15 protein-coding genes and 2 pseudogenes are annotated in these 18,146 nt (G+C 71.7%); 8 read left to right on the top strand and 9 right to left on the bottom strand.

The window, feature by feature from the left end; translation table 11 throughout:
- Positions 1-551: 551 nt before the first annotated feature.
- From ACWGKT_RS31590 to ACWGKT_RS31575, 4 genes and pseudogenes are all read left to right on the top strand, one after another.
- The gene (locus ACWGKT_RS31590) at positions 552-914 is read left to right on the top strand and encodes an effector-associated constant component EACC1 (protein ID WP_453276362.1); all 363 of its coding nucleotides are present in this window, start codon (positions 552-554) and stop codon (positions 912-914) included.
- Complete coding sequence (locus tag ACWGKT_RS31585; RefSeq protein ID WP_453276361.1) at positions 914-4,018, top strand: caspase, EACC1-associated type; 3,105 nt, start codon at positions 914-916, stop codon at positions 4,016-4,018. The genes ACWGKT_RS31590 and ACWGKT_RS31585 overlap by 1 nt, the downstream gene beginning before the upstream one ends.
- Before the next feature lie 854 nt (positions 4,019-4,872).
- Positions 4,873-5,118 (top strand): annotated as a pseudogene (locus tag ACWGKT_RS31580) (ABC transporter permease); the annotation flags it as partial.
- A 190-nt stretch (positions 5,119-5,308) separates the two neighbouring features.
- Positions 5,309-5,836 (top strand): hypothetical protein, encoded by a 528-nt coding sequence (locus ACWGKT_RS31575; RefSeq protein ID WP_453276360.1) that lies wholly within the window; start codon positions 5,309-5,311, stop codon positions 5,834-5,836.
- A gap of 55 nt (positions 5,837-5,891) precedes the next feature.
- On the opposite strand, the gene hemC is transcribed toward ACWGKT_RS31575, so the two are convergent.
- The 7 genes from hemC to ACWGKT_RS31540 all read right to left on the bottom strand — a co-directional run bounded on the left by hemC (position 5,892) and on the right by ACWGKT_RS31540 (position 13,058).
- Positions 5,892-6,827 (bottom strand): hydroxymethylbilane synthase, encoded by a 936-nt coding sequence (gene hemC, locus ACWGKT_RS31570; RefSeq protein WP_453276359.1) that lies wholly within the window; start codon positions 6,825-6,827, stop codon positions 5,892-5,894.
- 21 nt (positions 6,828-6,848) lie between these two features.
- A complete protein-coding gene (locus ACWGKT_RS31565) occupies positions 6,849-7,703 on the bottom strand; it encodes a hypothetical protein (RefSeq protein WP_453276358.1) in 855 nt (284 codons plus the stop codon).
- Positions 7,704-7,745: 42 nt separating this feature from the next.
- Positions 7,746-9,203: an MGH1-like glycoside hydrolase domain-containing protein gene (locus tag ACWGKT_RS31560; RefSeq protein WP_453276357.1), complete on the bottom strand. Its 1,458-nt coding sequence runs from the start codon at positions 9,201-9,203 to the stop codon at positions 7,746-7,748.
- Positions 9,204-9,397: 194 nt separating this feature from the next.
- Positions 9,398-10,174: an NPP1 family protein gene (locus ACWGKT_RS31555; RefSeq protein WP_453276356.1), complete on the bottom strand. Its 777-nt coding sequence runs from the start codon at positions 10,172-10,174 to the stop codon at positions 9,398-9,400.
- A gap of 163 nt (positions 10,175-10,337) precedes the next feature.
- Positions 10,338-11,300, bottom strand: a complete 963-nt coding sequence (locus ACWGKT_RS31550) for an ATP-dependent DNA ligase (RefSeq protein WP_453276371.1) — start codon at positions 11,298-11,300, stop codon at positions 10,338-10,340.
- A 286-nt stretch (positions 11,301-11,586) separates the two neighbouring features.
- Positions 11,587-12,354: a DUF2690 domain-containing protein gene (locus ACWGKT_RS31545; RefSeq protein WP_453276355.1), complete on the bottom strand. Its 768-nt coding sequence runs from the start codon at positions 12,352-12,354 to the stop codon at positions 11,587-11,589.
- A gap of 194 nt (positions 12,355-12,548) precedes the next feature.
- On the bottom strand, positions 12,549-13,058 hold the full coding sequence (locus tag ACWGKT_RS31540) for an SH3 domain-containing protein (RefSeq protein WP_453276354.1): 510 nt from the start codon (positions 13,056-13,058) through the stop codon (positions 12,549-12,551).
- Positions 13,059-13,200: 142 nt separating this feature from the next.
- Here ACWGKT_RS31540 and ACWGKT_RS31535 point away from each other — a divergent pair.
- The 4 genes and pseudogenes from ACWGKT_RS31535 to ACWGKT_RS31520 all read left to right on the top strand — a co-directional run.
- Positions 13,201-13,293: pseudogene (locus ACWGKT_RS31535) on the top strand (MarR family transcriptional regulator); the annotation flags it as partial.
- 77 nt (positions 13,294-13,370) lie between these two features.
- Complete coding sequence (locus ACWGKT_RS31530) at positions 13,371-13,751, top strand: DoxX family protein (RefSeq protein WP_356141410.1); 381 nt, start codon at positions 13,371-13,373, stop codon at positions 13,749-13,751.
- Positions 13,748-14,215 carry a peroxiredoxin gene (locus ACWGKT_RS31525; RefSeq protein WP_268835459.1) on the top strand — a complete coding sequence of 156 codons (468 nt, stop codon included), beginning with the start codon at positions 13,748-13,750 and terminating at the stop codon, positions 14,213-14,215. The genes ACWGKT_RS31530 and ACWGKT_RS31525 overlap by 4 nt, the downstream gene beginning before the upstream one ends.
- A gap of 54 nt (positions 14,216-14,269) precedes the next feature.
- Positions 14,270-16,624, top strand: coding sequence for a SpoIIE family protein phosphatase (locus ACWGKT_RS31520; RefSeq protein ID WP_453276353.1), 2,355 nt, complete (start codon positions 14,270-14,272; stop codon positions 16,622-16,624).
- On the opposite strand, the gene ACWGKT_RS31515 is transcribed toward ACWGKT_RS31520, so the two are convergent.
- Both ACWGKT_RS31515 and ACWGKT_RS31510 read right to left on the bottom strand, forming a co-directional pair.
- A complete protein-coding gene (locus ACWGKT_RS31515) occupies positions 16,625-17,059 on the bottom strand; it encodes a cupin domain-containing protein (protein ID WP_356141404.1) in 435 nt (144 codons plus the stop codon).
- A 136-nt stretch (positions 17,060-17,195) separates the two neighbouring features.
- Positions 17,196-18,071 (bottom strand): oxidoreductase, encoded by an 876-nt coding sequence (locus tag ACWGKT_RS31510; protein WP_356141402.1) that lies wholly within the window; start codon positions 18,069-18,071, stop codon positions 17,196-17,198.
- Positions 18,072-18,146: the final 75 nt, after the last annotated feature.

Raw genomic sequence — 18,146 nt, 5'->3', positions numbered from 1 at the left:
TCAGCCCCCAGCAAGGCAGTTGACTCCTACCACCGGCCTACGACCAACCCGACCTGCCGTCAACCCGCACCACGACCGGATTTAACGAACTACCGGTAACTGCTGACGTTGTGGTCCAGTTCCCACCGCGCGATGTGAGCTGCCAGAGCACCGGGCGACTTGGGGGCACCGGCATGGGGCAGGTGATCAGTTGCAGACCGGGCCGAGCATGCACGGCGAGAGACGACACGGGGTTCTACGGGATGACCCGGGCCAACCTGCTTGGCCCGCGGAGTTATTGCCGCATGAGCGAGACTTGACCGAGCCCAGCGCGAAGCCGCGAACCTCAGCAAGGCCGCAGCACTCCGCATCGGCCAGGGCGCTGGCCGTGCCAAGGCTGTGAGGATCAGCCCCTGCGTGCGAGGGGTCTGTATGGCCGTATCCAACTGCGGGTATGCGATGGTCTCAAGGCGATGACCGCATCTGATGGCACAAGTCCAGCTCCTGAGCGTCGCTTCACCTCTACTCTGGATCCTCTGTGGGCAAGTAGTGCACGTCGGAAATGGTGGGGCATGCGCATCCAGGTTTTGGCCGAGAGCGACGAGCAGGCGCTGGCAGATCTTCAGTCCTGGCTGGGGCGGGATCCTGGTACGGCCGGGCTGCGAGTCGAGCCGGTGACCGGCGACGGCCGGACGACCATGGGGGTATTGGAAGCGCTCGACGTGGTTCTCGGCAATGTCACCAGCATCGCGAACTTCGCCGTCGCCTACGCGACGTGGCGTACGACCCGGCCGACCGGGACGGCCCACGGGGCGAGGACGCTGGTGCACAGCGGCAGCGCGGTCGACATTGGTCACCTCTCGGCGGAAGAACTCGCCGAGCTGCTGCGGCGCCTGGACGGTGACGAAGACAGCACGCCTTCTGGTTCTTCCTGATGGCGCTCGAGCAGACCGGGTCCCGCGCCGTCCTGTTCGGAGTCCACGCCTACCAGCACCTGTCAGCTTTGGACGGCGTCCGCCACAACGTTCCCGCCCTACGGGACCGGCTGACCGCGCAAGAAGCGGGAGGCTTCGCCGGGGAGCACTGTGTGGCAGTACCCGCCAACAGCGCGCCACAGGCATTCCTGGACGCCGTGCAGGAAGCCGCGGATCACGCGCGTGGTCTGCTGCTGGTGTACTACGCCGGGCACGGGCACTTCGGCCGTGACGGTCGCGCCCTGCTGCTGGGAACCCAGGCTTCCCGACCGGACCGCCCGCACCACTCGGTTCCGTACGAAGAGATACGGGCGATCGTGGCCGGCTCCCGGGCCCGGCACCGCGTTGTGGTGGTCGACTGCTGCTTCAGCGGTGCCGCCCTGCACATGAACGGACAGGACGACGACCGGTCGAGACCGGAGTTCGACATCGACGGCGCATGCGTACTGACCTCTTCGGCCGAGACCGAGCGGTCACTGTGCCTGCGGGACGGCAGCGTCTTCACACGGGAGCTGGTCCTTCTCCTGCGCGACGGCCTCACCGGAGAACTTCCTGGCGGTCGCCGCGGGGAAGACCTGCCCGTGCTGACGATCGCCGACGTTTACGATGTGCTGCGCGAGCGGTTGAAGGGGCGCACCGTGGAGGGCCACCGGGTGCCGGCCCCCCGGATGAGCACCCGCGACAGCGGCCACCGCATTCCCCTCGCCGCCAACCGGGCCCACACCTCGCACGCGTCGTCCCCGCCCCTCGCGGGATCAGCCGCCCCGGTGCCCGGCTCGTCGGCCAAGGCGCACACGGCTTACGCGGCCACCCGGTATTTCACCGGCCGGGAGGACGAGCTGACGGCGCTGACCTGGGCGGCCGAGCAGCCGGCTGCGGTGTGCGTCGTGCATGGACGCGGTGGCCAGGGCAAGACCGAATTGCTGCGCTCCGCAGCCGCCCGTATGGGGCATCGCTTCCCCGGCGGCTGCCTGGAGATCGACCTGCGCGGCTGGACGCCCGGCGAACAGCCCCGCGACCCGCACATGGTTATCGCCGAGCAACTCCACCACATGGGCTACGGCCCCGAGCGCATCCCGGCAGACCTGACCGCGCGTACCGAAACCTGGCGCTTGCAGCTCGTACAGCATCCTGTACTCCTGCTGCTGGACAACGCCTACGACGCTACGCAACTGGCGCCCCTCCTGCCGTCCGCCGGCTCACCGAGCGTCGTCATGATCTCCAGCCGGTCGGAATTACCCGAGATCAGCGCACACCTGCGGTGCGAACTGCGCCCTCTGTCCACCGAAGACTGCGTCACGGTCTGGCACAAGATGGGGATCTCGCAGGACGTCGGCGATCTCGGTCAGCTGGCCGACCGCATCAACGGCAGTCCTCTCGCCCTGGGACCCGTCGGCACCCGCCTGCTGCGCGGAGCCCACCCCACAGCCATCCTCGCCTCGCTGGCCAGCCCGGACCGCTACACAGCCTTCCCCAGCCTGGACGCCGCCGAACGCGACGCCTTCAACAGCGCCTACACGGCACTCGACACCGACCTGCGCAACCTGATCCACCACTGTGCCTGGCACCCGGGCCCCGACTTCGCTCCCGACTCCCTCGCCGCCATGGCCCAACGCCCCGAACACGAGGTCGAAGTCCGACTCACCGAGATCGAACAGATTCTGATCCGCAAGAACAACCGCTACAGCCTCCACGACAGCAGCCTCGCCTACGCCCGCCAGACAGCCGCACGCCACTGCACGCAGGACGAAGAACAATCCAGCAGATCCCGGCTCTACCACCATCTGCGCACCCGGCTCCGCTATGCCCGAGACACCCTGGACACAAGCGGGTCCCAGGAGGAGCGAGAAGCGCGAATCGCACGCAAGTGGCTCGATACGCACACCCAGGAACTCCAGTCCGCCGCACACGCCTCCAACACGGACAAGTGGCAGGACGCAGCCGAGTTCCTCAATGCCGTCGGTACAGCGCTCTGCCTGGACCATCGATACATTGAGGCCGAAGGGATCTTCCGGACGGTCCTGAGCATCACAGTCCCTGGGTCTCTTGACCAAGCCAATGCCAACCGGACGGTTGGTGATATCTACCTGGTACAGGGCCGCTACGACGACGCAACCACCGGCTTCCGTGACGCCCTGGCCATCTACCAGGCTATCGGCAGCCGCCATGGCCAGGCGGACGCCACCCAGGGCCTCGGCGAAATCCACCGGCTGCAGGATCGCCATGTCGAAGCCACCACCGCCTTCCGTGGCGCCCTGACCATCTATCAAGCCCTCGGCAACCGCCATGGCCAAGCGGACGCCACCCGGGGTCTCGGCTGCATCCACGTGTCGCAGGGCCGCTACGACGACGCCACCACCGCCTTCCGTGACGCCCTGACCACCTACCAAGCCCTCGGCAACCGCCATGGCCAAGCGGACGCGATCTACAGCCTCGGCGAGGCCCACTTGCCGCAGGGTCGCTATGACGACGCAACCACTGCCTTCCGTGACGCCCTGGCCATCTGCCAAGCCCTCGGCAACCGCCATGGCCAAGCCAACGCCACCCGGGGTCTCGGCGACGTCCACCGGCTGCAGGGTCGCTACGACGACGCAACCACCGCCTTCCATGACGCCCTGGCCATCTACCAAGCCCTCGGCAACCGCCATGGCCAGGCGGACGCCATCCGGGGTCTCGGCGACGTCCACCGGCTGCAGGGTCGCTACGACGACGCAACCACCGCCTTCCGTGACGCCCTGGCCATCTACCAAGCTATCGGCAGCCGCCATGGCCAGGCGGACGCGATCTACAGCCTCGGCGAGGCCCACTTGCCGCAGGGCCGCTATGACGACGCCACCACCGCCTTCCGTGACGCCCTGGCCATCTACCAAGCCCTCGGCAGCCGCCATGGCCAGGCGGACGCCATCCGGGGTCTCGGCGACGTCCACCGGCTGCAGGGCCACTACGGCGAAGCTATCGGGGGGATTCAGAAAGCTAGAGATCTTTACATCGAGCTTGGCGTCACAGAGTGGGCCGATCGCTGCCAACTGGCTGCGATCAAGATCGAAGCCGCCAGAGTGGAGTAAGTGCGAGTCCTGGGTGAGCCGTCGGTGCGAACCTCAGGCAAGCGGAATCGACCACCGCTTAATCCACTCAACAACGGGCAAGGAGCGTTCACTCCAAACCTCCTGAGCCGGCATGCCGAACCCGGCGTGCCTCCTAGAACGATCAACCCGCTGCATACTGCGAGAGCCTCCCGTCGACTCACCAGAGCATCTAAGTTATTGCCGCATGTACCAGGCTTGACTGGGGGCAGCACGAGGCCGCGAACCTCATAAGGCCGTCCTGCTCCGCATCGGCCAGGAAGTTGGCTGTAAGGATCAGCCGCTGCGCACAGGAATGGGGCGGTTGGACCAGTCCTTGCAAAGGTCTGCCAACGCGGCTTGACATGGATCAAGCCGTCGTCCCTCAGGACCACCCGCCCGTAGCCCGTTGGGCACCGGGGTCAGGAATGGAGGGATCAAGGAGCTCATTCCAGGGGTGAGCACTCCTGGGAAAGCACTCAGGGCGTACGACGCCCTGCCCCGTTGTCATGTCCGCGCCGTGCGTCTGGCTCATCCACAGGAGCAGCGGCCTGATCCACGTCATGCGCTCCCGCTCGCACGCGGTGGGGGAGTGGCGCTGGCGCACTGAGTGTGCCGATCTCGGGGGCCCCGGAGCTGCACCAGTCGGGCAGGAGGCTCCCTGGTTCGTCTCGAACAGGTGGCTTAGCTTGGCCGTCGCCCCCCGAGCCCGCAGTACCCGTTCGGGATCTTGGCGTCCGAAAGACACTGCTGGTGGCGTCACGAGGCCGTGTGGAAGCCCACCGGCGGGAGATCTGAGCAGGTCAGCGACGGGATGCCGGCCAGGCCCGTCACCGATCAAAATAGCTTGTGGATCGGGATTGACCCAGGCGATCACCATGCCGCTGTTCTTCGGCTCCAACGCCCTCTACCCGGTCTCCGTGATGCCGGGCTGGCTGCAGGCGGTCAGCAAGGTCAACCCGCTCAGCTATCAGGTCGACGCCCTGCGCGGCCTCCTGCTCGGCACCCCCGCGCATCTCGCCGCCGATTTCGGCGTCCTGCTCGTGGCCTCTGCCCTCGGCATCACGGCCGCCTCCTGTCTGCTGGGCCGGCTCGCCCGCTGATCTTGCCGCGGACGTGATGTGCGGCACGCAACCGAAGGGTGCCCCAGGGCCCCGGAAGGGGATTCCCGCTGCGCAGCGCTTGATCAGCGATCAAAGGGGGCGAATCGCCAGGCCACAGCGCATTCCGCTCATTTGACAGTGCGCTGAGCGCACAGATAGACAGCAGCTCTCGGAGGTCGAGAGGGGCACTGTGTACGAGCCGAACGTGGTCGGGGACTGGCAGGAGTACGACGAGCATGCCGGTCTGCGGGTCCGCGTCCACAGCCTGGAGGCGGCCGAGCCGCCGCGCGGCCGTGACGACGCGGCCGTCGGGCTGACGTACTTCACGCTCCGGGTGACCGTCGAGAACCGTGGCGCCACGCACTTCGGCGTGCACCTGGAGGACGGGCAGATCGACGTCCGGGTCGGCCCCGACGGCGAGGGCGCGTTCATCGACTGGCGCAACTCGCAGTTCATCGAGGGCTTCGACGTCTACCCGCTGCGCCGTGCCACCGCCGTCCTGTTCGCGGCCGGCCCCGAGGCGTCCCTGTCCCAGGTGGACGTGCAGGTGCAGCTGCGGGTCGACGAGGAGTGGGCCGACCGGCGGCTGTGGGCGGGCGGCATCGGACTGGCGGAGGGGGCCGTGGCGCCCGCTTCCGCCGGGGCCGGGGCGGGCAGCCTGGCCCACCAGGTCAGCGTCTTCCTGAAGGAGCAGACGGAGCCGGGCGCGACGGCCTGACGGCCGCAGCACGGCCTGGCCCTCGCTCCGCTGCCCGACGGCCGCCGCCGCACGGTCAGTGCGGGATGCCGTCGATGATCTCCCGGGCGCCCTGCCGCAGCAGGGCCACGGCCACCGAGGTGCCGAGCGTGGCCGGGTCGAGGCGGCCCGCCCACTCGTGGGCGTTCAGCCGGGTCTTGCCGTCCGGGGTGAACACGCAGGCCCGCAGGGACAGGTCACCGCTGCGGTCCACGCGCGCGTAACCGGCGATCGGGCTGTTGCAGTGACCCTGCAGCACGTGCAGGAACATGCGCTCCGCGGTGGCCTCCCGGAAGGTGTCCGGGTCGCCGAGCCCGCTGACGGCGTCGATCAGTTCCGTGTCGCCCTCCCGGCACTGCAGGGCGAGGATGCCCGCGCCGATCGGCGGCATCATCACCTCCGGGGACAGCACCTCGCTGATCACGTCGCGGCGGTCGATGCGCTCCAGACCGGAGACCGCGAGCAGCAGCGCGTCCGCCTCGCCGGCCGCGAGCTTCTCCAGCCGGCGGTTGGCGTTGCCGCGGAAGGGCACGCACTCCAGGTACGGATGGGTGACGGCCAGTTGGGCGACGCGGCGCACCGAGGAGGTGCCGATCCGGGTGCCCGGCACCAGTTCGTCGAGAGTGAGCCCGCCCGGGTGGATCAGCGCGTCGCGGATGTCGTCCCGCTTGAGGAACGCGGCGAACACGGTGCCCGCGGGCAGCGGCCGGTCGGCGGGCACGTCCTTGACGCAGTGCACCGCGAGGTCCGCCTCCCCGGCGAGCAGCGCCGCGTCCACCTCCTTGGTGAACGCCCCCTTGCCCTCGACCTGGGACAGATCGCCCAGCCACTTGTCACCGGTGGTCCTGACCGGTACGACCTCGGTGCGCACCTGGGGGTGCAGGGCCGCCAACTCGGCGCGGACGCGCTCCACTTGGGCGAGCGCCATCGGTGAGTCGCGGGAGACGATACGGATGAGTTCCGGGACTGCCATGGGGACACGATAGTGCCCTCGCTACCCCTCCAAGTGCCAATCGAAGGGGAACAGATCCTCCTCCCAGCCCGGCTGTGATCCGCGTCCGGCGTGCACCGGCTCGCGCACGAGGCAGCGGTGCCGCAGCAGCGCGCGGCGCTCGGCCGGGGTGAGCAGCGCCGCGTAGGGGTCGTCCGATACGGCGTCCACGTGCTCGTCGCCGTCGATGTTCAGCCGGTCGCCCGCCGCCGTACGGACGTCGAGGCGGAACGCGGTGCGCCACTGGGAGTTGTGGCCCCAGCCGTGGGACAGGTCGACCGTGCGCCGGTACCGGCGCCGGAAGGTCCAGTACAGCGGGGAGCGGTCGGCGACCCCGCGCTCGGCGTGGCGCGCGCCCGCCCGCACCCGTACCCCGGTGCGGCCGAACAGGACGGAGCCCAGCCATAGGCCCGGCCAGAGGACCTCGGTGATCCGAACGGGCTCGTCGGGGTCGGACGCCTGCTCGACCTCCACGATCTCGTGCAGGAACGGATCGAAGCAGGAGGTCTCCTCGAACGGTGTCATGCCGAGCCGGGTGAACAGGGCGACGTACTGATCCACCGTCACGTCCGGTCCGCCCCACCCGTCGTCGTCCCCGGCCGGCTGGAAGGGAAGCAGCAGCAGGTCGCTGACCCGGCTGAGCGCGTACAGCTCCCACAGCAGGTACACGCGCCGCTCGTCCGGCCCGGACGGGGGTCGCGGCAGCGACTCGGCGGCCGTTGCCAGGTAGTCGCGGTAGTCGCCCACGGCTCGCGCGAGCCACGGTTCAACCACCGCGCCGAAAGCGTTCGGCCCTTCATGATCGAGCAGTGCCTCGTAGAGCGGCCGTGCCGCGACCGGGTCGTTCTTCTCCTCCATCCGCGGAGCGTAGCGCCGGGCGCGCGGGCCGGGCCAGGCGTTTCAGAGCGGCCCCGGGCCGTCGTCGAGCGCGAGGCGCAGGACGTGGTGGCCGGTCGCGTCGGCGGGTACGGCGGGTGGACCAGGTACGGCGTCCCGCCCGTCGACCGTGCACGCATGCACCCGGCTGCCCCCGCCGGTCAGCGTGACGTCGAGCGTCGTGCCCCGGTAGCGCAGCCCGCGCAGGCTCACCGTGCCCCACCGCGGCGGCAGACAGGGCCGCAGCCGGAGCGCGTCCGGCGTGAACGTCAGGCCGAACAGACCGTCATGCACCAGGCGCAGGAAGGCGGTTGCCGACCAGGTCTGGTCCGGCTGGGAGACGAAGTGCTCCAACCGGCCGCTGCCCCCGGTCTGCCGGCCGCCGTCGACGGCACCGCTCACCGAGTCGTACAACTCGTGGAATCCGCCGCCGCGGGTGACGAGTTCCGCGAGGGTCTCCACGGCGCGCGCGAACAGTCCGGTGCGGCCCGCCTCGGCGGCGGCCTGCCCGAACAGGCCGTGCACCATCGGCCACACCATCATGTTGTGCCGCCCCGGCCGCCGGTCGTCGAAGCGCGGGAAGTGCGGCCAGACGTTGACGACACCGCGGGGCTGCCAGTGTGCGCCGTCGAGGAGGAGGCGCGCCCGGTGCCGGTCGGCGACGCCGAGGAGGACGGCGAGGGCCAGTCCGGCGCCCTCCTGGGAGAGGTCGGGGCGGCCGTCGTCGTGCAGCAGGTACGCGTAGGTGCCGGCGTCGGCACGCCACAGGTGCCGGTCGATCGCGGCACGCAGCCGCTCGGCCTGCGTGCGTGCGGTCCCCGCTCCCGGCTCGCCCAGCGTGTCCGCCATGGCCGCCAGGGCGAGCAGGGCGCCGTGGTAGAGGCAGTTCGTGGACAGGCACATCAGTCCGGCCGCGCCCGGGTGGCCGAGCACGAAGGACGTACGCACGCCCGGGGTCTCGGGCGGACTCGGGTAACCGGAGATGCCGTCGTTCATGAAGCTCGGCCCCCGGAAGAGGCCGTGGTCGGTGTCGAAGTCGCGGGCGCGGCGGGCGGCGAGGGTGTGCGTCGCCGTCTCGTACGCCCGGACCAGGAACTCCCGGTCGCCGGTGACCAGATAGTGGTGCCAGGCGGCGGGGATCCACACGACCTGGTCCCACCACTGGTCGTCCTGCTGGACGACGAGCCCGTCGGGACCGCGGTCGACGACCGACCAGAGGGTGTTGCGGCCGAGGTCGGGAGCCAGCAGGCTCACCCCGCTCCACGCGTTCACCGCCGCGTCCCGTGTCCACCGCTGCGGGGCGGGATAGCCGCCACCGGCCCGGACGACGGTGCCCGGCGGGTAGGAGAGCAGACCGGCCCGGTCGTACACCGCCGGGTCCGCGCGCAGCGTGTTGGTGTCGAACACGTTCCTGAGCGCGGCCGCGTACAGGCCGCCGATCCGGTGCTGGGCGCCGGGATCGTCGAAGGTGAGGGAAGGCATGTCGGACCCCTTCCCCGGATGCTCAGGATTCCGCGGATTCGTCGAATTCTCTGGATTGACCGGAATCCGGGCCGCGGCGCCGAAGGCTCCCGCCGCGCTCAGCGCGGCGAGGAACCCCCGCCGGGAGAATCCGCCGTCACGTCCGCCGATCACTGTCACGCTCCGAGAACGAGCGCGCCGGTGATCGGTGGCGGTCAGGCGTTCGGGTCGAACGCGATTCCGGACGGCTTGGCCGAGGAGAGGTGCGCGGCGAAACTGCCGTCCTTCAGGCCGAAGTGGGCGCTGCCGAAGTCGTACGCGCTGAGCTTGTCGCGCAGACCGGCGGGGTAGCCGTTCCAGCCGACGAGCGGCGGGTACTGCCAGGTGTGCTTGTGGTTCTCCGGCGGTTCGTCGTGGGAGTTGGCCAGGCGGAAGCAGTGCGTGCTGATGCCGTCCTTGTGGTAGACGACCTTCGCGTGCGTGCCCTCGAACCGGACCTCGGAGACGGGGTGCACGGTGAACGAACCGTGGTTGGAGGTCGAGACGTACCGGACCTGGCCGCTCTGCACCCACACCACGACGTGTTCCCAGTCGTTGCGGTGGCCGCCAATGCTGGTGCCGGCGAGCGCCTGGTCCTTCTCGAAGTACAGGCCGTACAGGTAGCCGCACCAGCCGTTGTTGCACTTGTAGCGCGAGTAGCTGTTGGTGTTGTCGAGGTCCGAGGCGTCGTGGCACTGGCCGTTGAGGGCACCGGTCGGCTTGAGTCCGCCGTTGACGGTGCCGTCGGGGCCGATGGCCGGGGTGGGGTAGCAGCCGTCGGTGTCGTAGTCGAAGGCGGGCTGGTACGTCAGCTCCGCCTGCTCGGCGTTGACGGGCAGCGCCTGGGGCGGTGCGGCGAAGGCGACGGAGGGGAAGGCGATGACGAGGGCGGCGGCGCCGGCCAGCCCGGTGAGCCAGCGTCTGCGGTGTGCCCTGAACTCCGGTGAGGTCACTGCGTCTCCTCTTGGGCGCGGCCCAACGGCTTTGGGGGAAGGGGCAGTTCAGCTTCCCGTGGAGTCCCGGCGGCGCCAAGGGGTCGCACGCGTACCGGCGGTGAAGGCGGGCCCAACTCTTGGATCATGACGGAGTGTCAGGAGGAGAGCGGGTGGGCAGGGGTCAGCGGGCCTGGCCGGGCGGGTCGGGAAGGTCGGCCGAGGACTCCTCCGGCGTCAGGTCCGGGCGCAGCCGCAGCCAGGACGGCTGGCGCAGCAGCCCGGCCCGGGTCCGGGTGCTGTAGCTCACCTCACCGACCAGCCGGGGGAGTACCCAGTGGGCGCCCAAGACCCGCGGGGCCGGGTCGAAGGGGCACACGCCGGTCTCGGCGGCCCGCAGCAGCGCCGCCAGTTCGGCGCGCTCGGCCTCGCTCCAGCCGGTGCCCACCCCGCCGACGTACCGCAGCCGCCCGCCGGCCCGCTGGCCGACCAGCACCGCGCCCGGCAGCCCGGAGATCCGCCCCTTGCCGGGCAGCCAGCCGCCGACGATCACGTCCTCGCTGCGCAGGTTGCGGATCTTGATCCAGGCGCGGGAGCGCACTCCGGGCGTGTACCGCGAGTCCAGCCGCTTGCACACCACCCCCTCCAGACCGTGCTCACGGGTGGCTCGCAGGGCCTCGGCGCCGTGTCCGACCACGGCGGCCGGGGTCGACCAGTGCGGCCCGTCGAGGCCGAGCTCCTCCAGCCGCGTCCGCCGCCGCGCGTAGGGGTGGGCGAGCAGGGGCTGCCCCAGGTGCGGTACGTCGAAGAGCACGAGGTGGACCGGGACCTGCGCCGCCCGGCGCGCCGCGCGGGCCGGGGCGTGGGCCAGGCCCATCCGGCTCTGCAGCAACTGGAAGTCGGCGCGCCCCTGTTCGTCGAGGGCGAGGACCTCGCCGTCCAGGATCGCGGGGGTGCTCCCGAGGAGCGGGCCGAGCGGCCGCAGCTCGGGGTAGGCGGCGGTGATGTCCTCGCCGGAGCGGGCGCGCAGCAGCACGCTGCCGTCGCCAGGCAGGTAGACCAGCACCCGCTGGCCGTCCTGCTTGGTCTCGTACGCCCACCGGTCGTCCTGCGCGGTGGGCGGCAGCGTGCCGGGCGTGGCGAGCATCGGCGGGATCAGCGGCAGGGTCTCGGCGGTCACGGCTGAAGTTGTCGACCGCGCCCGGCTGCCATACGCGCGCTTCGGCGCCGGTTCCCCTGATTGGGCGCGTCCGGCGGGCCGGTGGCCCCGGAAGGCGCGCACCGGCCCGACTGGCGGGCCGCCACGACGAGTTGGGGGCGCAGATTCTCTCGTACGTGGTCGAGGTGCTCCGAACCCGACGTCCCCGCCGCCACCCGACGTCCGCGCCCCCACGCGACGCCGCGCCCACATCCGGGGCGCGGCGCAGCGCGCCTCACGGCTGGGCCGCGGACTCCTCCGCGTCCAGGCCCGTGCACGCCAGCTCCCCGTCCACCTCGGCGCAGGCCTCCACGCCCTTGGCCGACGGGACGGCGAGCATCGGGCTGGTGTACCCCGCCGCGTCGTCGGCCGGATACGTCGCCGAGAGCATCTGCTCGCCCTTGCGTACCGAGATCTCCCGGGTGTGCGGGGAGCGCATCCGCACCTCGGACCAGGCCGCGCCGCAGGCGGGGGAGTAGCGCAGTCGCACGTCGTAACCGGTGTCGGTGACCGTGCTCTCGGTCCGCGCGTCCCGCGCGCAGACCGACACGTCGGGCAACTGGCCCTGGCAGGACGGCCCGTGACAGCGCGGTGCCGCCACGACGTCCTGCGTACGGGGCGCGCCGTGCCGGGCGGACAGGGCCAGCGCCGCGGCCGCCGCGGTGGCCACGGTCAGCAGGGCGAGCAGGGGCAGTCGCCGCGACCGGGCCCGGGAGGACGGTACTTCGGCGCTCGTGCCGGACGGTGTCGCGCCCGGCGCCCCCTCGCAGGCCTCCCACAGGGCCAGCACGGGGGCGGGGTCGGCGTCCGCGATGCGGGCGAGGGCCTCCACGGCCGAGCGCGGCGGCGGCTGACCGCCGGTCAGATAGCGGTGCCAGGCGGACTTGCTGTACGGGGTGCGGGCGGCCAGGGCCGCCAGGCTGAGTCCGCTACGGTCCTTGAGCTCGCGCAGTCGCGCCGCCAACGGCTCGTCCGGCGTGGCCGGTGCTGGGGGCTGCAGCATGGTGCGTCCCTCGACTCCCAATCCACTATGGGCGTTTCGCCCCTGTTGTCGGAATGGCTGCCCAGAGAGCCCGCGGCGCAACCCGTGGTGAGGTGGCAGGAAGGTGAGACAAGGGGGGCGCGCCGAAGGCCTGTTCGAGGACGCGCGGTCCCGAACAGGCCTCGACGGTCAGGGAGCAGGGCGGGCGGGAGCTGTCAGCACCACGGCAGAGCGGCGCCGCCCCGGACGTAGTGGGCGGAGACGTAGCCCCGGTGGTGGGTGAGCCGGTACCAGACGCCGGTGCCGCGCACCCAGGACCCGTACGTCTTGCAGGCGAGCGCCACACGCCGGTTCGCGTGCCGGTACCCCACCACGCGGTAGCCGGTGCCCGGGCCGGAGCGGACGTTGAGTGCCAGACGGTGTGTGGTCACCCGCCCGATGGCGGGGGTGTGGCGGCGGTGCGTGGTCCGCCGGACGGCGCGGTGGGTCGGGCAGGCGGAGTGCCGGGTGCGGTGCACGCGGTGTACGCGGTGCGTCGTGCGGTGCGTGGCCGGTGCCCGTCGGGCGGGGGCCGGCAGCAGTGACGGTGCGCCGTACTGCGCCGTGGTGGCGGGCGCGGGGAGCGGCGCGGTGTGGCCCGCCTCGGCGGCGCCGGCCGCCGTGGGCAGGAGGGCGAACACCGCGACGGTGGCCAACAGGCCGCTCTTCAGGGTCCGTCGGATCATGGAAACCTCCGGGCAGTCGTTCTCGTGACCACGAAGCGGTGATCACGACCCCCAGCGTTTCCGCGGCGAATCTTCGGAATGCCGTCCCCGCGTCCCGTGGAACGGCGGGGACGTCCCCGGGAACGGGCGTGCCGCCCCGGCCGCCTCCCCGGAGGTCGTCGAGATCGAGCGAGCGCTCACTCGCATCACGTACCTGAGCGCCCGGGCCCGGCAGCCCGACCCGCTGACGGCGCTGAACGATTGCCTCCGGTGCGGCCCCGGGGGCGCCTACCGTCGAGTAATATCCGGCAGCAGGTCGTCAGAGGAGGAACCGTGCCACGGTCCGAACGCTCGCCCCTGCTGCTCGCCGGTCTGCTGGCCACCGCGGGGGTCGCCCACTTCGCCGCCCCGCGGCAGTTCGACGCGACGATTCCGAAGGCGCTGCCCGGCTCGCCCCGGACCTGGACGTATGCGAGCGGCGCCGTCGAACTGGCGCTCGCGGCGGGCGTGGCGCTGCCCCGTACGCGCGCCGCCGCGGCACGGGCGGCCGCGGCCTTCTTCGTCGGGGTGTTCCCGGCGAACGTCCAGATGGCCGTGGACTGGCGACACCGCCCCGCGCCGCTCAGGGCGGCCGCCCTCGCCCGGCTGCCCCTGCAGGTGCCGCTGGTGCTGTGGGCCCGCGGTGTCGCCCGGAACGAGGAGGGCCGGTCATGACGGAGCGCATCGCTGTCGGAGACAAGGTCGAGGACTTCACGCTCCCGGACGAGACCGGTGCGCCGCGCAGGCTCTCGGAGCTGCTCGCCGACGGCCCCGTCGTCCTCTTCTTCTACCCCGCGGCCCTGACCGCCGGCTGCACCGCCGAGGCCTGCCACTTCCGCGACCTCGCCGCCGAGTTCGCGGCCGTCGGGGCGCGGCCCGTCGGGATCAGCGGCGACTCCGTCGAACGCCAGCAGGAGTTCGCCGGACGCCACACGCTCGGCATGCCCCTGCTGTCCGACGCCGACGGGGCGATCCGCGAGCGGTTCGGCGTGAAGCGCGGCTTCACGCTCGCGCCCACCAAGCGGGTCACCTTCGTCATCGACCGGGATCGCACGGTCCTGGAGGTCGTCCGCAGCGAGCTGCGCATGAACACGCACGCCGACCGGGCCCTGGCCGCGCTGAGCGCCAAGCGGGGGTGAGGAGAGCCGCTCGCGCGGTTGAGGCCCCGGAACAAAGGGATCATCCTGGGGCGTATGGAGCGTGTCGCGGCCGCGGCGATCATCAATGACCTCGGTGTGGTGACGGGGTGGAGCGAGGGGGCCAGGCTGCTCACGGGCCGCTCGGCCGAGGAGGTCGTGGGTCAGCCGGCGGCCGGCCTGCTCGCGGAGGCGCTGCCGGTCCGGACCCGCGCCGCCCGCGGCGGACCCGTCGCGCTGCGCCACCGGGACGGCCACCGCGTCGAACTGACCCTGACGGCGTGCCCGGTGCTCGGCCCGGACGGCGGGCCGAACGGATACGTGATCACGGCCGAGGAGAACCGGGGGCCCGAGCCCACCCTGGCGGGCCAGGCTTTCCAGCAGGCGTCCATGGCGATGTCGGTCTTCGACACACGGCAGCACTACCTGCGCCTCAACCACGAGGCCTGCCAGGTCCTGGGCACCTCCGAAGACGCGCTGATCGGCCGGTTCCTCATGGCGGGCGTGGACGAGAACAACGAGAACTGCGAGGACAACCGCGGTTTCCTCCGGCATATGCGCCAGGTCGTCGAGACCGGCCTGCCGGTCCGCTACGAGAGCTTCACGGACGCGCCCGCCGGCAGCGGCCACGCCTGGAACATCGAGATGTGGCCCCTGCGGGACCAGCCGTCGGGCGAGGTGAGCGCGGTCGCCCTCGCGGCGTTCGACAGCTCCGACCAGTACTGGGCCCGTCTGCGCCTGGCCCTGCTGAACGAGGCGGCGACCGCCGTCGGCACCACCCTGGACGTGGTGCGCACCGCCGAGGAACTGGTGGAACTCCTGGTGCCGAAGTACGCCGACTTCGCCAGTGTCGATCTGCTCGACTGGGTCCTCGGTGCGGACGAGCCGCCGATGCTCCCCGACGGCGACATCGTCCTGCGCCGCGTCGCGCACGGCTCCACCACGGCGGGCAACCCGGGAGCGGCCGTGAGCCTGGGCGAGGCGCAGTTCTACCACCACTCCTCGCCACCGGCGCGGGCGCTGCGCGAGGGCCGCGCGGTGCTCGGCCGTCCCGGTGAGCCGGAGTTCGACCGGTGGATCGAGGAACGCAACGCGCGTTCCCCGGAGGGCCGCGCCCACCGCAGGGGCGTCCACTCGATGCTCGCGGTGCCGCTGCGCGCCCGCGGCACCACCCTGGGCGTCGCGGTGAGCGTGCGCATGGCACACCCGGACTCCTACGTCCCCGCCGACGCCGTCTTCGGCGAGGAGCTCGCCAGCCGGGCCGCCGTCTGCATCGACAACGCCCGCCGCTTCGCCCGCGAGCGGAGCACCGCGCTGGCCCTGCAGCACAGCCTTCTGCCCCGAGGGCTGCCCGGACAGGCGGCGCTGGACGTCGCGCACCGCTATCTGCCGTGCGGGTCGCTGGCGGGGATCGGCGGCGACTGGTACGACGTGATCCCGCTCTCCGGCAGCCGCGTCGGCCTGGTCGTGGGCGACGTCGTGGGGCACGGCATCCAGTCGTCGGCGACCATGGGGCGGCTGCGAACGGCCGTACGCACCCTCGCGGACGTGGATCTGCCTCCCGACGAGCTCCTCACCCACCTGGACGACCTGGTCACCCACCTCGCGGCCGAGGCGGAGAGCGACGAGGAGGTCGCCGGGCTGGGCGCGACCTGCCTGTACGCCGTCTACGACCCCATCTCGCGCCACCTCACCCTGGCCGCCGCCGGCCATCCGGCACCGGCCCTCGTGCTGCCCGGCGGCGTCGCGCAGCTCATCTCCATAGCGGCGGGGCCGCCGCTCGGCGTCGGCGGCCTCCCGTTCGAGGCGACCGAGCTCGAACTGCCCGAGGACTCGGTCGTCGCCCTCTACACGGACGGCCTCGTCGAGGACCGCGACCGTGACGTCGACCGGGCCACCCACGAGTTCCTGCGCGCCCTGAACGTGCCCGCCGACTCGCTGGAGGCCCTCGGGGACAACGTGCTCAAGGCCGTTCTGCCGGAGCAGCCCAGCGACGACGTGGCCCTGCTGATCGCCCGCACCCGGGCCCTCGGCGCCGACCGGGTCGCCGCCTGGAACGTGCCGCCCGACCCCGCCGAGGTGGCCGCCACCCGCCAGGCGGCCGTCGAACGGCTGTCCGCCTGGGGGCTGGACGAGATCGCCTTCGTCACCGAACTCGTCGTCAGCGAACTCGTCACCAACGCGATCCGCTACGGCGAACCGCCCATCCAGCTGCGGCTGATCCGCGACCGCGCGCTCATCTGCGAGGTCTCGGACGGCAGTTCCACCTCACCGCACCTGCGCCGGGCGCACGCCTTCGACGAGGGAGGCCGCGGACTGCTCCTGGTCGCCCAGCTCACCCAGCGCTGGGGCAGCCGGCAGACGGGCAAGGGCAAGACGATCTGGGCCGAACAGCCGCTGCCGGCGCACTGATCACTGGAACGGGCAGCCGGGGTTCGGCGCGTCCTCGGAGAACGGCGAGCCGTGCGGCAGGACGTACAGCACGTCGAGGACGAGCGGGGTGTCGCCCAGGTTGCGGCCGATGTGGACGTTGCCCGGCCCGGCCGGTTCCCGCAGCGCGTCGCCCGCCCGGTACAGGCCGTCCTGGGCGCAGGCGGAGTCGAAGTGGCTGAGGGTGCCCTGCTTGACGAAGCCGTACAACGGGCCGTCGTGGTAGTGCCATCCGGTGGCCTGCCCGGGCGGGATCGTTATCTCGCGCAGCACGTAGTCGGTGCCGCCGACGGTCTTCTGGCTGATCACCCGGGCGGTGACCCCCGGCCCGGCGGGTGTGGCCCGGGCGGTGCCGCACGCGAGCATGGTGGCGGCGGCCACGACCCCGGTGAGAGCGATACGGAGCGCGTTGCGCATGAGGAGCAGCCTCCTGAGACGGCGGACGTGATCGAGTACCGCCGTGAACATAGAGGCCACGCAAGCGAGTTGGGGCCGGAATCTGCTAATCCGTCAATCGTGGGGTCACACCTCGGCGCCGTCGTCCCCGACGGCCTCAGCGCTCCTCCTGCCGCCCGATGCCGTTCAGCTCGGCGAGCGCGTCGGCGGGCAGGGTCAGGTCGGCGGCGGCCAGGTTCTCGCGCAGGTGCTCGGGGGAGGAGGTGCCGGGGATGAGCGCGATGTTCGGCGAGCGCCGCAGCAGCCAGGCCAGGGCGACCTGCTGCGGGGAGGCGTCCAGGCGGGCGGCGACCTTGGTGAGCGTCTCGGACTGGAGCGGGGTGAAGCCGCCCAGCGGGAAGTACGGAACGAAGGCGATGTTCTCGGCCGCGGTGCGCTCGACCAGGGCGTCGCCCTGTCGCTGGGCCAGGTTGTAGAGGTTCTGCACGGTGACCACGGGCGCGATGGACCGTGCCTCGTCGAGCTGCCGGGCCGAGGCCGCGCTGAGGCCGAGGTGGCGGATCAGGCCCTGCTGCCGCAGTTCGGCCAGGGCGCCGAACTGGTCGGCGACCGGGTCCTCGTTCGGGGTGTCCACGTCGCCGAGGCGCAGGTTGACCACGTCGAGTGTCTCCAGCCCCAGGTGCCGGAGGTTGTCGTGGACCTGCGCCTTCAGGTCCTCGGGGTGCCGGGAGACGATCCAGCTGCCGTCGGCCCCGCGGCGGGCGCCCACCTTGGTGACGATCCGCAGGTCGGCGGGGTAGGGATACAGGGCCTCCCGGATGATCTCGTTGACCACGGCGGGGCCGTAGAAGTCGGCGGTGTCGATGTGCGTGACGCCCGCCTCCACCGCCCCGCGGAGCACCGCGACGGCCCGGTCCCGGTCCCCGGGCGGACCGAAGACGTGCGGTCCGGCCAGCTGCATGGCGCCGTAGCCCATCCGGGTCAGGGTCAGGCCGTCGGCCGGGGTCACGGTGCCGCCGAGTGTCGTAGACATGTCGTACCTCTCGTGAAGTCTCGGGGGCCACCGACGCGATCCGGTGACCCGCCCTCGTCCTCCACCCTGCGCCGC

The organism is Streptomyces sp. NPDC054794, from assembly GCF_053611585.1.
Note: the sequence above shows the minus strand (reverse complement) of the source record. Positions and strands in the feature narration are given on the sequence as shown.

What these genes read in the sequence shown, in the direction of transcription:
- ACWGKT_RS31545 (WP_453276355.1), bottom strand. Translation starts at nt 12,354, where the DNA reads ATGCTGCAGCCCCCAGCACCGGCCACGCCGGACGAGCCGTTGGCGGCG.
- ACWGKT_RS31590 (WP_453276362.1), top strand. Translation starts at nt 552, where the DNA reads ATGCGCATCCAGGTTTTGGCCGAGAGCGACGAGCAGGCGCTGGCAGAT.
- ACWGKT_RS31520 (WP_453276353.1), top strand. Translation starts at nt 14,270, where the DNA reads ATGGAGCGTGTCGCGGCCGCGGCGATCATCAATGACCTCGGTGTGGTG.
- ACWGKT_RS31540 (WP_453276354.1), bottom strand. Translation starts at nt 13,058, where the DNA reads ATGATCCGACGGACCCTGAAGAGCGGCCTGTTGGCCACCGTCGCGGTG.
- ACWGKT_RS31550 (WP_453276371.1), bottom strand. Translation starts at nt 11,300, where the DNA reads ATGCTCGCCACGCCCGGCACGCTGCCGCCCACCGCGCAGGACGACCGG.
- ACWGKT_RS31565 (WP_453276358.1), bottom strand. Translation starts at nt 7,703, where the DNA reads ATGGAGGAGAAGAACGACCCGGTCGCGGCACGGCCGCTCTACGAGGCA.
- ACWGKT_RS31525 (WP_268835459.1), top strand. Translation starts at nt 13,748, where the DNA reads ATGACGGAGCGCATCGCTGTCGGAGACAAGGTCGAGGACTTCACGCTC.
- ACWGKT_RS31585 (WP_453276361.1), top strand. Translation starts at nt 914, where the DNA reads ATGGCGCTCGAGCAGACCGGGTCCCGCGCCGTCCTGTTCGGAGTCCAC.
- ACWGKT_RS31510 (WP_356141402.1), bottom strand. Translation starts at nt 18,071, where the DNA reads ATGTCTACGACACTCGGCGGCACCGTGACCCCGGCCGACGGCCTGACC.
- hemC (WP_453276359.1), bottom strand. Translation starts at nt 6,827, where the DNA reads ATGGCAGTCCCGGAACTCATCCGTATCGTCTCCCGCGACTCACCGATG.
- ACWGKT_RS31515 (WP_356141404.1), bottom strand. Translation starts at nt 17,059, where the DNA reads ATGCGCAACGCGCTCCGTATCGCTCTCACCGGGGTCGTGGCCGCCGCC.
- ACWGKT_RS31560 (WP_453276357.1), bottom strand. Translation starts at nt 9,203, where the DNA reads ATGCCTTCCCTCACCTTCGACGATCCCGGCGCCCAGCACCGGATCGGC.